Origin of the sequence: Pseudomonas sp. GW456-12-10-14-LB2 (genome assembly GCF_002884345.1) — a bacterium.
GTDB classification, from domain to species: domain Bacteria; phylum Pseudomonadota; class Gammaproteobacteria; order Pseudomonadales; family Pseudomonadaceae; genus Aquipseudomonas; species Aquipseudomonas paraglycinae.
In genome coordinates, this window is record NZ_POHV01000038.1 from 30,318 (window position 1) to 44,451 (window position 14,134).

Genomic DNA, 14,134 nt, shown 5'->3' on the forward strand with positions numbered 1-14,134 from the left:
CTGATAATGGATTGATCATGCGAACTGCACACCTCGAATACGAAACGCCTGCTTATTCCGCTCGCCATCAGTGGCGCGATGATCGTGCCAGGTGCCCCATGGAGGATGTCGCCTTGCCCAGCGCAAAAGTACCCCGGTTGGCGGGTTTGAAGAAAGTCGAGGGCAAGCCTGTCGAATTGCTCGTGCATGGCCGGAACATCGGTGATGACGCCCTGCTGATTATTCAGCTTACCGATGAGGGTTTCGAGCTGAACGACGTCGTCGACATGCTTTCAACCTCCGAGCTTTATCAGCAAGGCGACATGGTCAAACTCATCACTGGCAAGTCGGTCAGAACGGTAAGGCGGCTGCTGAAGGAAGGCAAACCGGTACGGCTTGACCCGCAGCAGAGTGTCATCGCCTACCAATATGCATTGGTGCTGGAGTTAGCCATTCGGGCCTTCGGGGGGCAACCACGGGCGGAGGACTGGCTGCAGAAACCCTCTACCTATTTTTACGGTCATGTGCCGCTGGAATTGACCCTGCATCCATTGGGTTTTCAGATGGTGGAGCAGTATCTGAGTCAGCTTATCTATGGGGTTTACCCATGAATCCCTTGCCGTGGGACAAACATTGGTATGCATGGCGGCTTGACCGCGAGGTTTATGGAAGAACGTGGGATAGCGGGATGGGTTCAAAGATGAGAGGGGGTCGATGGAACATTCCCGGACGACGCGTCGTCTACGCATCAGTCGACCCGTCCTCGGCCATTCTGGAGGTGGCAGCCAACCGCAGCTTTGATGCCCTGGACCGCGAACCTTATGTATTGACGTGCTTTGAGGTCATCAGCGACGCGAAGGTGAAAATCGTGCAGCCCGAAGAGGTGCCGAACCCTTACTGGCTGAGCCCTGCACGGCCGTCACCCAATCAGCGATTGTTTGCCGACGCTTTACTGGCTGAACATCCGTTTGTACTGATTCCCTCGGCGGCAACCCGGCATTCGTGGAACTTGCTGGTGAGTTGTGACCTGGCAGAGGGGCAGTTCAAGATGGTCTCGCAGGAGCGGTTCAGCCTTGATACCCGACTGGTCAGGGAAATGGCGTTGGTCTGATGCAGCGTCATGCTGCATTTTGCATAACCTCAGCACCCAACGGTCTAAATCTCGCTCTATAAATCAACATCCGCCATCGCACATCCCTGCATAAACCAAAACGCAGGGATGGCTGTTCATGATCCATTTTTCACCCGTTAAATCCCCTTTGAGCCTGGCCTTGCTGCTGGCGATCAACACGTTGCCGGCCATCGCTGCCGACAGCACGGCAAACGAACCAACCACCCAACTGCAACGGGTCGAAGTCACCGGCACCGCGATTCGCCGGGTCGATGCCGAAACCGCCGTGCCGGTCACCATCCTTCGCGTCGAGGAGTTGCAGAAGCAGGGCGTGACCACCACTGAAGAGCTGGTCAATCGCATCTCGGCCAACCAGTCTTCGGTAGGCTCCGGGCGCTCGGTGGGGTCGAGCAGCGGCGGGGCGTCTTACGCCGACCTGCGCGGGATCGGCCCGAACAAGACCCTGGTGCTGCTCAACGGTCGGCGTCTGAGCAACAACGCGACCAATGCGATCAACGGCTCCGGCGTCGATCTCAACACCATTCCGTTCGCCGCCATCGACCGGGTGGAAGTGCTGCGCGACGGCGCCTCGGCGCTGTACGGTACCGATGCCATCGGCGGGGTGATCAACTTCATCACCAAGACCAGCCTCACCGAAGGTCAGATCAGCACCAATTACGACACCCCGACCCATTCCGGTGGCGGTGAAAGCCGCAACTTCAGCGGCAGCTGGGGTTTTGGTGATTTGCAGGACGATCGCTTCAACGTTTTCGGCGTGGTGAGCTACGACAAGCAGAATCGCCTGGCCGCCGACGATCGTGGTTACACCTATAACTACCAGCCGGGGCGCGGCCTCGATTACACCTCCGGCACGGCGTCGCCCGCCAACTGGAGCCAGGGTAGCAACGCCACCAACCCATTGGCCGGTTCCGGTTGCAATGCGCCGGGGCTGCTGTCGCGCAATGGTATCTGCCGCCAGAGCCTGTGGAACTACCTCGATCTGGTGCCGGAAACCGAGAAGACCTCGGCCTTCGCCAAAGCCACCGGCAAGCTGTCGGACGATCACAACGTCAGCCTCGAATACTTCTGGGCGCGCAACGAAAACCGAACGCAGATCGGGCCCGGCACTTTGATGGGCAATCAGGTCAATCCTGGCACCGCGTTCTATCCGGGGAACGGCATTACGCCCGGCCCGAGCGGTTTTGCCCTCGACCCGACGCAGCCAGTGGACGTGAACTGGCGTGAAACCGCCGTCGGTGCCCGTCAGCATGAAGATGACAACACCGGTCAGCGTCTGCTGTTGAGCTTCGACGGCACGCTGGTGGGGTGGGATTACAACCTCGGCGCGTCGTACAACCAGAACAAGGTGGTCAACACGATTCGCAGTGGTTATGTGAACGACCGCGCCGTCAGCCAGGGCATCGCCGACGGTGTGATCAACCCGTTCGGTTCGCAGACGGCTGCGGGTTCGGCGTTGCTGGCGGCCAATGAGGTAGACGGCGATTACGCGACGGCGGTGGGCCGGGTCAAGGCGATTGACGGGCGTATCAGCCGCGAGATCGGCGACTGGTTCGGTGCAGGGCCTTCGGCACTGGCGCTGGGCGGTGAGTACCGCAAGGAAGACTTCCATCAGGATTTCGCCGCGTTTGCCGGCGACGTGCAGAGCCTGGGCGTCGATCCCAACGGCAGTGTGGAGGGCGATCGCAGCGTCTCGGCGCAGTACGCCGAGGTCAATGTGCCGGTGCTCGACAGCCTTGAATTATCCGCCGCCGTGCGCCACGACAAGTACAGCGATTTCGGCAGCACCACCAATCCGAAATACTCGTTCCGCTTCCAGCCGTTCAAGGAGCTGGTGGTGCGTGGTGCCTACAGTGAAGGCTTCCGTGCGCCGTCGCTTTATGAGTTGTACAACCCGACGTTCACCTCGTTCACCAATGCCAACTACAACGACCCGCGCCTTTGCGCAGGCGGCAACCCGAGCAACGGCGGGATTGCCAACCGCGACTGCGCCCAGCAGTTCAACCGTACTTCCGGGGGCAACACCGACCTGAGCCCGGAAACCGCGCGCAACGTCACCCTCGGTTTCGTTTATCAGCCATTTGATCGCCTGACCACCGGGCTGGATTTCTGGTGGATCGACATCGCCAACCAGATCGCCGAATTCCCCGAATCGGCGGTGTTCGAAAACCCGGAACTGTATCCGGAGCGTTTGATCCGCAAGCCGGACGGCTCCATCGATCACATCGTCACCGGTCTGGCCAACCTCGGCAAGATCAAGACCAACGGCGTCGACGTGAGCTTCGACTATCGCCTGCCGAGCACACCGTACGGCGATTTCGGCATCGGTCTGCAAGGCACTTACGTCACCCGTTACGACTTTCAGCAGCAGCTCAAGGGCGACTACATCGACAAGCTCGGCGATTTTCGCGGTGGCGACTTTGCCTCGGCCGGCGCCGTGGCCCGTTGGCGTCACAGCCTGACCGGCAGCTGGAACTACGGCCCGCTCGGCGCGAGCCTGACCAACCGCTACACCAGCGGTTACCACGACTCGGATCGCGAGACCCACGATTACGTCGGTTCGTACAACGTCTGGGACGTGGCCGGCACCTACACCTGGCGCAAGACCCTGGCGGTGACGCTCGGGGTGAAAAACCTGTTCGACCGCGAACCACCATTCAGCAACCAGACCTACACGTTCCAGAGCGGCTACGACCCGAAATACGGCGACCCGTTTGGCCGCACGTTGTACACACGGGTCAATTACAAGTTCTGAGAATGATCGGTCAGGGCGAGTTTTAGTAACACATCGTTCTAAACCCCGCCCTATAAAAAGGCCCGGCCTGTTGCACATCACAGTCAGGCAGGCACGTGGTGAAAGGATCTGCCCATGTTTTCCAGAGTCATTCTGTTCAGCGTCGGTCTGTTGCTGAGCCCGGCGCTGTTTGCCGCGCCACAACACGCCCTCACGGTCTACGGCGAAGCCCCGAAATACGCCCCGGACTTCCAGCACCTGGCCTACGCCAATCCCGACGCGCCCAAGGGTGGGACCTTGCGCCGCTCTTCGCTGGAGAGCGGCCCGTTCGATCACCTGATTCCCTACATCGACAAAGGCACCGGCGTTGCCGACATCGACGGCTGGCTCTACGCGCCGCTGGCCTATCGCAGCAAGGACGAGCCGTACAGTGTCTACGGCCTGGTCGCCCAACGGATGGAGCTGGACGCGGACCGGCGCTGGCTGCGTTTTTACTTGAACCCCAAGGCGCGGTTCGAGGACGGCACGCCGATCACCGCTGAAGACGTGCGCTACACCTTCGAGCTGTTCACCACTCAGGGCAGCCTCAAGTATCGCCAACAGTTTCGCGATGTCGCCGAGGTGCAGGTCGAGTCGCCGACCCAGGTGCGATTCGTGTTCAAGAACAACGAGAGCCGGACCTTGCCGCTGGATCTGGCGACGTTGCCGGTATTGCCCGAGCATTGGTGGCGTACACGCAATTTCGCCGATGGCGCAGGCTTCGAAATTCCACCGGGCAGCGGGCCGTACAAGGTCAGCGCGGTGGACGCCGGGCGCAGCGTGAAATTCCAGCGGATCAAGGACTGGTGGGCCAGGGATCTGCCGATCACTCGCGGGCTCTACAACTTCGATCAGTTGAGCGTGGAGTTTTTTGCCGACACCGATGTGTCGCGACAGGTGCTCAAGGCCGGCGGCTTCGATTACAACCGCGAGTTCTCTGCCACCAGTTACACCATCGGTTACGCTGGCGCGGCGCTGGAGCAGGGCAAGTTGCTGCGCGAACACCTCGCACCCGGCGCCGCGCAAGGTGCCCAGGGGTTTGCGTTCAATCTGCAGAAGCCGATGTTTCAGGATCGTCGGGTGCGGCAGGCGATTGCCATGCTCTGGGATTTCGAATGGAGCAACCGGCAGATGATGCGCAGCATGTACCTGCGTCAGCGCAGCTTCTTTTCCCACAGCGCGTTGTCGGCCACCGAACTGCCGGATGCCGAAGAACTGAAAATCCTCGAACCGTGGCGCGGCAAGATTCCCGATGAAGTCTTCAGCCAGGTGTTCGAGGCGCCGCGCACCGACGGCAGCGGCAACATCCGAGCGCAGCAGTTGCAGGCCCTGAAATTGCTGGAGTCCGCCGGCTGGAAACCCCGTGGCGATCAATTGGTGAATGCCGCCGGCGAGCCGTTGCAATTCACTTTTCTCAACGGTCAGAAGGGCTTCGAGCGTCTGCTGCTGCCGTTCAAGCGCAATCTGGCGCAGATCGGCATCGGCTTCGATATTCGTCAGGTCGACACCGCTCAATACACCAACCGCGTACGCAGCCGCGACTACGACATGATCGTCGTCGGTTACCCGGTGAGTCAGGCGCCGGGGCGCGAGCTGTTCAATTATTTCGGTTCCGACGGCGCCGATGATCCTGGCTCCAACAACTACATGGTGCTGCGCGATCCGGCGGTGGATGCGCTGCTCGAAGGCGTGGTCCAGGCCGACAACCGTGAAAGTCTGCTGCGCCACGCCCATGCCCTGGATCGGGTGTTGCAGTGGGGCTACTACTGGATTCCCAACTATTACCCGCCGGGGATTTCCACGGTGTGGTGGAACCGTTTCGGTCGCCCGACGATTGCGCCGCTGTACGACGCCGGCCTCGACACCTGGTGGGAAATCAGCCCGACCGCGCTGACCGCGACGCAAATGCAGCAACAGCAAAAGGAGTACGCCCATGTGGGGTTATAGCCTGCGGCGTCTGCTGCTGATCGTGCCAACCTTGCTGGCGATTCTGCTGGTGAACTTCGTGATCGTGCAGGCCGCGCCCGGTGGCCCGGTCGAGCAGGCTATCGCCCGATTGCAGGGGATCGGTGTCGGTGCGGCGGTGGGTGCCAGCCATGTCGAAAGCATTGGCGGCGAGTCCCGCGCGACCCGTGGCCTGGACCCGAAACTGGTGGCCGAGATCGAGCGTCAGTACGGTTTTGACAAAAGTGCCGGTGAGCGCTTGTGGCTGATGCTCAAGAGCTACGCGCGACTGGATTTCGGCAAGAGTTTCTTCCGGGGCGCGTCGGTGACCGAGCTGATCTGGCAGAAGCTGCCGGTGACCCTGTCGCTGGGTTTGTGGGCGACGCTGATCACTTATCTGGTGTCGATTCCGCTGGGCATCCGCAAGGCGGTGCACAACGGCTCGGCGTTCGATGTCTGGAGCAGTGCGGCGATCATCATCGGCTACGCGATGCCGGGTTTTTTGTTTGCGCTGCTGCTGATCGTGGTGTTCGCCGGCGGTACGGCGCTGGACTGGTTTCCGGTGCGCGGGCTGGTCTCGGACAACTTCGCCGAGCTGTCGCTGTGGGGCAAGGTCGCCGATTACTTCTGGCATCTGGTGTTGCCGGTCAGTGCGCTGGTGATCGGCGGTTTTGCGACGCTGACGATCCTGACCAAGAACAGCTTCCTCAACGAGATCTCGCGGCTGTACGTAGTCACGGCCCGGGCCAAGGGCCTGAGTGAACGACAGGTGTTGTACGGGCATGTGTTTCGCAACGCGATGCTGCTGGTGGTGGCCGGATTGCCTCAGGCGTTGGTCACGGTGTTTTTCGGCGGCTCATTGTTGATCGAAGTGATCTTCTCCCTCGACGGGCTCGGCCGCCTGAGCTACGAAGCGGCGGTGTCACGGGATTACCCGGTGGTGTTCGGCTCGCTGTTCATCTTCACCCTGTTCGGGCTCCTGATAAAACTGCTGGGCGACCTGTGCTACACGCTGGTCGATCCGCGCATCGACTTCACCGCGAGGACTGCCTGATGCCGACGCTTTCTCCCATCGGACAGCGCCGTTGGGCGCGGTTCAAGGCCCATCGGCGCGGCTGGTGGTCGTTGTTGCTATTCGTCGCGTTGTTTGGCCTGAGCCTGGGCGGCGAACTGGTCGCCAATGACAAACCGTTGCTGGTGACGTATCAGGGCGAGTGGTATTTCCCGGCGTTCAAGCGCTACACCGAGCAGGATTTCGGCGGCGAGCTGCCGTTCCAGCCCGACTACCGCAGTGCCCAGGTGCGTGAATTGATCGAGGGGCAGGGCGGACGGATGTGGTTTGCGCCGATCCCGTTCGGCTACGACACGGCTAACTACGACCTCACTGAACCGGCCCCGAGCCCGCCCACCGCTGAAAACTGGCTGGGCACCGACGATCAGGCGCGGGACGTGCTGGCGCGGGTGATATTCGGCACGCGGGTCTCGCTGTTGTTCGCCCTGGCGTTGACGGCGGTGAGCGCGTTGATCGGTATCGCCGCCGGTGCCTTGCAGGGCTATTACGGTGGTTGGGTCGACTTGCTCGGGCAGCGTCTGCTGGAGGTCTGGTCGGGGCTGCCGGTGCTCTATCTGCTGATCATTCTGTCGGGCTTCGTCGAGCCGAACTTCTGGTGGTTGCTGGGGATCATGGCCCTGTTTTCGTGGCTGAGTCTGGTGGACGTGGTGCGCGCCGAGTTCCTGCGCAGCCGGGGGCTTGAGTACGTGAAAGCGGCGCGGGCGCTGGGTGTCGGCGATGCACAGGTGATCGTGCGGCACATTCTGCCTAACGCCATGAGTGCGACGTTGACGTATCTGCCGTTCATTCTGACCGGAGCGATTGCGACGTTGTCGGCGCTGGATTTTCTCGGCTTCGGCATGCCCGCCGGCAGCGCTTCGCTGGGCGAGTTGATCGGTCAGGGCAAGAACAATCTGCAAGCACCGTGGTTGGGCCTGACGGCATTTTTTGCCCTGGCGCTGATTCTTTCTCTACTCGTATTCATCGGCGAAGCCTGCCGTGATGCCTTCGACCCCAGGACTTGATATGCGTGAACATCTGATCGAAATACGCGACCTGCGGGTGGCGTTCAAAGGGCAGGAAGTGGTGCACGGCATCGACCTCGACATTTGCCCGGGGGAATGCCTGGCGCTGGTGGGCGAATCGGGTTCCGGCAAGTCAGTGACGGCCCACAGCATTCTGCAACTGCTGGACCCGAACATCACGCAGATCGACGGCAGCATCCGTTATGGCGGCGAAGAGCTGCTGGGTGTGCACGAGCGCTATCTGCGGCAACTGCGCGGCAACCGCATCGCAATGATTTTTCAGGAGCCGATGAGTTCGCTCAACCCGTTGCACAGCATCGAGCGCCAACTCGGCGAAAGCCTGGCGCTGCACAAAGGCCTGGCGGGCGCGGCGGCGCGCAAACGGATTCTGGAACTGTTGGAACTGGTCGGCATTCAACGACCGCGCGAGCGGCTGAAAGCGTATCCGCATCAGCTCTCCGGCGGGCAGCGGCAGCGGGTGATGATCGCCATGGCGTTGGCGTGCGAACCGCAGTTGCTGATTGCCGATGAGCCGACCACGGCTCTCGACGTCACGGTCCAGCGCAGGATTCTGTTGCTGCTCAAGGAACTGCAACAGCGGTTGGGCATGGCGCTGCTGATCATCAGTCACGACCTGAATCTGGTGCGCACCATCGCTCAGCGGGTGGCGGTGATGCGCGCGGGCGAAATCGTTGAGCAGTCAAGCTGCGAGCAATTGTTTCGCGCGCCGCAGCATCCCTACAGCATCGAATTGCTCAACGCCGAACCCGGCGGCGCGGCGCTGTGCCGTGATGCGGCGGAGGATTTGCTCGAAGTTCGCGATCTGAATGTGCGTTTTCCGTTGGGTGGCGGCTGGCTGCGGGCCAAGTCGTATCTGCACGCGGTCAACGGCATCGATCTGAACCTGCAGCGGGGCAAGACGCTGGGCATTGTCGGTGAGTCCGGATCGGGTAAATCCACGCTGGGTCAGGCGATCCTGCGCCTGATCGACGCCGACGGCAGCATCCGCTTCAAGGGTGAGTCGCTTGAGCAACTGAGCGGCAAACAATTGCGTCCGTTGCGCAAACGCCTGCAAGTGGTGTTTCAGGACCCGTTTGGTAGCCTTAGCCCGCGCTTGTGTGTGGAGCAGATCATTGCCGAAGGTTTGCAGGTGCACAGCGACTTGAATGCGCAGGCGCGCGAGCAGGCGGTGATCGATGTACTGAAGGAAGTCGGGCTCGATCCGGCGACGCGTCATCGCTATCCCCACGAGTTTTCCGGCGGGCAACGGCAACGCATTGCCATCGCTCGGGCGCTGGTGCTCAAGCCGGATCTGATTCTGCTGGATGAGCCGACCTCGGCGCTGGATCGCACGGTGCAGAAACAAATCGTCGCGCTATTGCGCCGGTTGCAGGAGGAGCACGGGCTGACCTATCTGTTCATCAGTCATGACCTGGCGGTGGTGCGGGCGCTGGCCCACGATCTGATCGTGATGAAGGATGGCGAGGTGGTGGAGCGTGGGGAAACGGCCGGGTTGTTTCATTCGGCCCGACACCCGTATACGCGGGAGCTGCTGGCTGCATCGTTTGTGACACCTATCACGGCAGAGACGGGCAGGCAGGAGGCCAGCCTTTCGCCCACAGGGCAGATCCGGTAAATTTCGCGGTTCCGCTCATACAAGGATGTAGATGATGGCAAAACCTGCCGCGCGCCTCAGCGATCTCAATGCCTGCCCGATCACTGGACACGGTACCAACCCCAGCACCAGCGGTTCACCCAATGTGAACATCAATGGCATGCCCGTGCTGCGAGTCGGTGATACCACCGCCTGCGGTGACTCGGTCACCGAGGGCATCGGCAACATCCTGATCAATGGCAAGCCAATCGCCTTTCTTGGTAGCGCCACGGCCCATGGTGGAATGATCATTACCGGCTCCGGCGACGTTTTCGTCGGCACGCAGGTCGGTTCCGCGCCTTTCAGCCCGATTGTCACCGTGCCAAAACACAGTGAACGCTTCCAGCTGGTGGACGAAACCACCGGCGAAGCAATTCCCGACATGCTCTATTGCATCGAAACCGGCGATGGACAGCGCCTGGTCGGCCATACCGACAACCATGGCAATGCTGCGAGGGTATTCACTGCCGATCCGACGTCCATTGTTGTTCAGTGGGGCAAGGAAGCGGCCGCCCATCTGGATGCCCTGGGCATCGACTATTAAGGAGGGTGACGCGTGGCTGCACCAAAGAAGAAACAGGCCCAGACCACTGAGCAGCATGCGACGACTCAGGTCACGGGAACGCTGGCCCAGGACTATGTGACGGTGGTGGGGGCTTCCTACATGTCGACGATAGAAAACTGGCGCGGGCAGAAGGGCAATAAAATGCGCTTCATCAATCAAGGCATCCGACAACTGACGAAGTATCCCGAAGGCACACCAAGTTTTTCGAAACAGCGCGTCTTTCTGATTTTCAAGGATGACTACCCGCAAAACCTGCTGGCGGCCTTGAAGCTGGTAGTCGAGCGCGATCATGGCGCGCAATACCGGGAACTGGATTCAATATCCGGCCTAGTGGATTTCATCTTTACCCGGCAACGTCGCGGCAGAGAAATCAAACAGCTCGATTTTTTCTCCCATGGCGTAGTGGGTGCAATCGAGCTGGGATACGAGCTGGATAAGCGTGAAAGTTACCGATTGCGTGATGCCCAGGCAAAAATGTTCAAGCCGGAAGCGTTTGCATACGGTGCAAAGATTCACTCTTATGCCTGTCGCACCGGGCTGGGCATCAACGCCGAGCGTTGGGTGCTCGAGGGCGAAGACCCTCACTATGAACTCAGCCTCGCGCAGATCATGGCTAACGCCACCCGGACAACCGTCATGGCGTTTCCGCGACGCAGCAATTACGACACGACTTATGGCACCAACGCGGAGCGGCAATCGGTGCCCGGCACGCGTCAGCGGATGGCCTCCGACAGGGAGGCGATGGAAAGCTACACCCGCAAGAATATCGAGTATCAACGAAAGCTTGCAGAACACCGCAAGACAGCGAAGAACCCGACGGCTGAGCTTCCAGATGAAAAGGCTCCGCAAAAACCCCTTTCAACGGTTACTGATGAGGAGCGCAAGTTGGTAGCACATGAGGACAGCCGCAGTTTTCACGAGAAAACCGTGGGTTATCCGCTGGATGCGTTGGGTGCGCATCGTGATGTCCGTTCCGGGGATACCCCCACGGGTGTGCCCGCTCACCTTCTTGAGTACAGACCCGCTTGAGCATGCTGCGTCTATCGAGAAAGAACAGCCTCCTGCTCATCTTGCTGGCGGTGTTCATCACTACGGTTTTTTTTTATTACAGCAAGGAAGATCAAATGTCCGCCAGGGTAATGATGTATTACGGCGACTGGAGCCCTGAAGAAACGCGCTTTGACGCGACACGATGGTTCAGCTCGGGAATGTATCGACCGCGTTTGATGGGGACGCCTTCCGTACAGAGTCCTGTCACCATGCTGCGCACCAGTCCTGATCCGTTGAGGGGCATTTCGAATGACGAGTTTCTGACCAAAGTGCTGGTTGCGATGGAGGAGCGTTATCCGAAGGTGGATACAGAGGGGCTGGTTCTCGATACACCTGATCTTCGTCGCCAGATCCGATATGCCTACAGCGCGTTCTCCGAACCGGACAGACCTGTGGACTCTTATTGGTTGTTCGTGACTGTGGGGGGCGACACGTTTGTCATCACGATTGACTGGGATGTCAACGACAAAAAGATGCTGACTGGGTCGATGGCTGAGCATCTGGCTGAAGGAAGTGAAGCGGCCATTGCGTTTCGAGATATTCAGCGAGAGCTGGAAAGAGCGCCGGGTTCAACACGTTGATGGTTAGAGAAATCATCGGTCTCTGGAAGCACGAATCCCGCCAGAGGCGGGATTCGTGAATTGCTTCCGGGCGTTTATGCCGGGAACAGCTCGGACAGCTTCATCGACAGCATCATGTCGCCTTCAACGCGCAGCTTGCCGCCCATGAAAGCCTGCATGCCGTCGGTTTCGCCGCTGACGATACCTTTCAGGGTTTCGCTGTCCAGCACCAGCGTGCAGTTGGCGTCCGGGTTTTCGCCTTCCTGGATGTCGCAGGTGCCGTCTTTGACGATCAGGGCGTATTGCTTGTCTTCGTCAGTGATGTTGAAACCGAAGACCAGATCCAGACCGGCAGCGGCGGCTGGGTTGAACTTGGCTTGCATTGCTTTTACGGCATCAGCTACGGAGGTCATGGTTCGATCCTTTTTGGTTGATTGCAGCAGGGTCACAGTAATCCGGACTCAGCGAAACGTGATGAGTTCCGGGGCCTTCAGCAGTTGCAAATGTGCATGACTGTTGAAGGAAGCCAGAGCCACCTCGCGACCGCGGAACTTCAGCTGGTTGAGCGAGGTGTTGACGATTTGCCAGTTCAGTTCAAAGGCCTGCCGGGCAGGCATTTGAGTAATGAGGTGGAGCAGGGCGGTGATGGTGCCACCGGAGGTGAACACCGCGATTTTCTGGGTGTTGTCAGCCTGTTCGAGAATCCGCTGCAGTCCGGCCTGTACCCGTTCGACGAAACCCACCCAGCTTTCCAGGCCCGGTGTGTCGTAGGTGCCGGCGAGCCAGCGCTCGATGATCAGGGCAAAGATGCGCTGGAATTCGCCACGGTTTTGCGCGGCGTTGCGCAGGATTTCCAGTGCTTCGGGCTCTTCCGGCAGCATGGCCGGGAGCAGGGCGCGGATCACGGCGTCGGCGTCGAATTCGTTGAAGGCCGAATCGATTTCCAGTGCCGGAACCGGCAGGCCGGCGGCGGCGAACTGTTCCAGCGCGCTGTTGGCCGTGTGTTGCTGGCGGCGCAGGTCGCCCGACAGGCAGCGGTCGAAGCTGATTCCGAGTTCGGCGAGATGGCGGCCGAGGATTTCTGCCTGGCGTACACCGGTCGGCGACAGGACGTCATAGTCGTCTGCACCGAAGGAGGCCTGGCCATGTCGAATCAAGTAGATGCTGCCCACGTCCGCGTCATCCCGGTACGTTGAAGGTTGTGGCGAGGTTATGGGGATGACGGTGAGCTGTCAATGAAAAAACATACGCTTGTTTGAAATGCCCGTTCCAGCCTTGTTGCCAGAGGTTTCACGGCTGGCCGACCGGCTGGTGCATGGGTATGCTGGAGCCAATTCCCGCGTGTGTTTCATGACCGCGCATCGTTTGAAGGAGTCACTGTGGAGTTTTTCACTGAATACGCCAGTTTCCTGGCCAAGACCGTGACGCTGGTCATCGCCATTCTGGTGGTGCTGGCGAGTTTTGCTGCGTTGCGCAGCAAGGGCCGGCGCAAATCCGCGGGCCAGCTGCAGGTCAGCAAGCTCAACGATTTCTATAAGGGCCTGCGTGAGCGGCTGGAGCAGACCCTGCTCGACAAGGATCAGCTCAAGGCCTTGCGCAAGGGCCAGGCCAAATCCGAGAAGAAACAGAAGAAGAAACCAGACGCCAAACCGCGTGTGTTCGTGCTGGACTTCGACGGCGACATCAAGGCTTCGGCCACCGAAAGCCTGCGCCACGAGATCACCGCGCTGCTGACCCTGGCCACGCCGAAGGACGAAGTGGTCCTGCGTCTGGAAAGCGGCGGCGGCATGGTCCACAGCTACGGTCTGGCCTCGTCGCAACTGGCGCGCGTCCGTGAAGCCGGCGTGCCGTTGACCGTGTGCATCGACAAGGTCGCGGCCAGCGGCGGCTACATGATGGCGTGCATTGGCGAGAAGATCATCAGTGCACCGTTTGCCATTCTCGGTTCCATTGGCGTGGTGGCTCAGTTGCCCAACGTCAACCGCCTGCTGAAAAAGCATGACATCGATTTCGAAGTGCTGACCGCCGGTGAATACAAACGCACCTTGACCGTATTCGGCGAAAACACCGAGAAGGGCCGGGAGAAATTCCAGGAAGACCTGGACATCACCCACCAGCTGTTCAAGAACTTCGTCGCCCGTTATCGCCCGCAACTGGCGATCGACGAGGTCGCCACCGGCGAAGTCTGGCTGGGCATCGCGGCACTGGAAAATAAACTGGTCGACGAACTCAAGACCAGCGACGAATACCTGGCCGAGCGTGCCAAACAGTCCGAGGTCTATCACCTGCACTACGCCGAGCGTAAGAGCCTGCAGGAGCGCATCGGCATGGCGGCCAGCGGTTCGGCGGATCGCGTGTTGCTGAACTGGTGGAGCCGGCTGACTCAGCAACGCTTCTGGTAAAC

At 60.2% G+C, this 14,134-nt stretch carries 13 protein-coding genes; 11 read left to right on the forward strand and 2 right to left on the reverse strand.

The window, feature by feature from the left end; all coding sequences use genetic code 11:
* Nucleotides 1-98 precede the first annotated feature (98 nt).
* The 10 genes from C1X29_RS23035 to C1X29_RS23080 all read left to right on the forward strand — a co-directional run bounded on the left by C1X29_RS23035 (nt 99) and on the right by C1X29_RS23080 (nt 11,751).
* Complete coding sequence (locus C1X29_RS23035) at nt 99-590, forward strand: MbcA/ParS/Xre antitoxin family protein (protein ID WP_102718461.1); 492 nt, start codon at nt 99-101, stop codon at nt 588-590.
* On the forward strand, nt 587-1,090 hold the full coding sequence (locus C1X29_RS23040) for an RES family NAD+ phosphorylase (RefSeq protein ID WP_102718444.1): 504 nt from the start codon (nt 587-589) through the stop codon (nt 1,088-1,090). The genes C1X29_RS23035 and C1X29_RS23040 overlap by 4 nt, the downstream gene beginning before the upstream one ends.
* 118 nt (nt 1,091-1,208) lie before the next feature.
* Nucleotides 1,209-3,863 carry a TonB-dependent receptor gene (locus tag C1X29_RS23045; protein WP_102718445.1) on the forward strand — a complete coding sequence of 885 codons (2,655 nt, stop codon included), beginning with the start codon at nt 1,209-1,211 and terminating at the stop codon, nt 3,861-3,863.
* Nucleotides 3,864-3,977: 114 nt separating this feature from the next.
* Nucleotides 3,978-5,828, forward strand: coding sequence for an extracellular solute-binding protein (locus C1X29_RS23050; RefSeq protein WP_102718446.1), 1,851 nt, complete (start codon nt 3,978-3,980; stop codon nt 5,826-5,828).
* Nucleotides 5,815-6,879, forward strand: coding sequence for a microcin C ABC transporter permease YejB (locus C1X29_RS23055; RefSeq protein WP_102718447.1), 1,065 nt, complete (start codon nt 5,815-5,817; stop codon nt 6,877-6,879). The genes C1X29_RS23050 and C1X29_RS23055 overlap by 14 nt, the downstream gene beginning before the upstream one ends.
* A complete protein-coding gene (locus C1X29_RS23060) occupies nt 6,879-7,901 on the forward strand; it encodes an ABC transporter permease (RefSeq protein WP_102718448.1) in 1,023 nt (340 codons plus the stop codon). The genes C1X29_RS23055 and C1X29_RS23060 overlap by 1 nt, the downstream gene beginning before the upstream one ends.
* A gap of 1 nt (nt 7,902) precedes the next feature.
* Entirely contained in the window at nt 7,903-9,537 is a 1,635-nt protein-coding gene (locus tag C1X29_RS23065; RefSeq protein WP_102718449.1) for an ABC transporter ATP-binding protein, read from the forward strand.
* 34 nt (nt 9,538-9,571) lie between these two features.
* Nucleotides 9,572-10,099 carry a PAAR domain-containing protein gene (locus tag C1X29_RS23070; protein ID WP_102687618.1) on the forward strand — a complete coding sequence of 176 codons (528 nt, stop codon included), beginning with the start codon at nt 9,572-9,574 and terminating at the stop codon, nt 10,097-10,099.
* Nucleotides 10,100-10,111: 12 nt separating this feature from the next.
* Nucleotides 10,112-11,149 (forward strand): hypothetical protein, encoded by a 1,038-nt coding sequence (locus C1X29_RS23075; protein WP_102687619.1) that lies wholly within the window; start codon nt 10,112-10,114, stop codon nt 11,147-11,149.
* 2 nt (nt 11,150-11,151) lie between these two features.
* Nucleotides 11,152-11,751: a hypothetical protein gene (locus C1X29_RS23080; RefSeq protein WP_102718450.1), complete on the forward strand. Its 600-nt coding sequence runs from the start codon at nt 11,152-11,154 to the stop codon at nt 11,749-11,751.
* 74 nt (nt 11,752-11,825) lie between these two features.
* Here the strand turns inward: C1X29_RS23080 and C1X29_RS23085 are convergent, their stop codons facing one another.
* A complete protein-coding gene (locus tag C1X29_RS23085; RefSeq protein WP_007959502.1) occupies nt 11,826-12,143 on the reverse strand; it encodes an SCP2 sterol-binding domain-containing protein in 318 nt (105 codons plus the stop codon).
* A gap of 48 nt (nt 12,144-12,191) precedes the next feature.
* Entirely contained in the window at nt 12,192-12,902 is a 711-nt protein-coding gene (locus C1X29_RS23090; RefSeq protein WP_102687621.1) for a histidine phosphatase family protein, read from the reverse strand.
* 207 nt (nt 12,903-13,109) lie between these two features.
* On the opposite strand from C1X29_RS23090, the gene sohB reads away from it, so the two are divergent.
* Entirely contained in the window at nt 13,110-14,132 is a 1,023-nt protein-coding gene (gene sohB / locus C1X29_RS23095; protein ID WP_102718451.1) for a protease SohB, read from the forward strand.
* Nucleotides 14,133-14,134 lie beyond the last annotated feature (2 nt).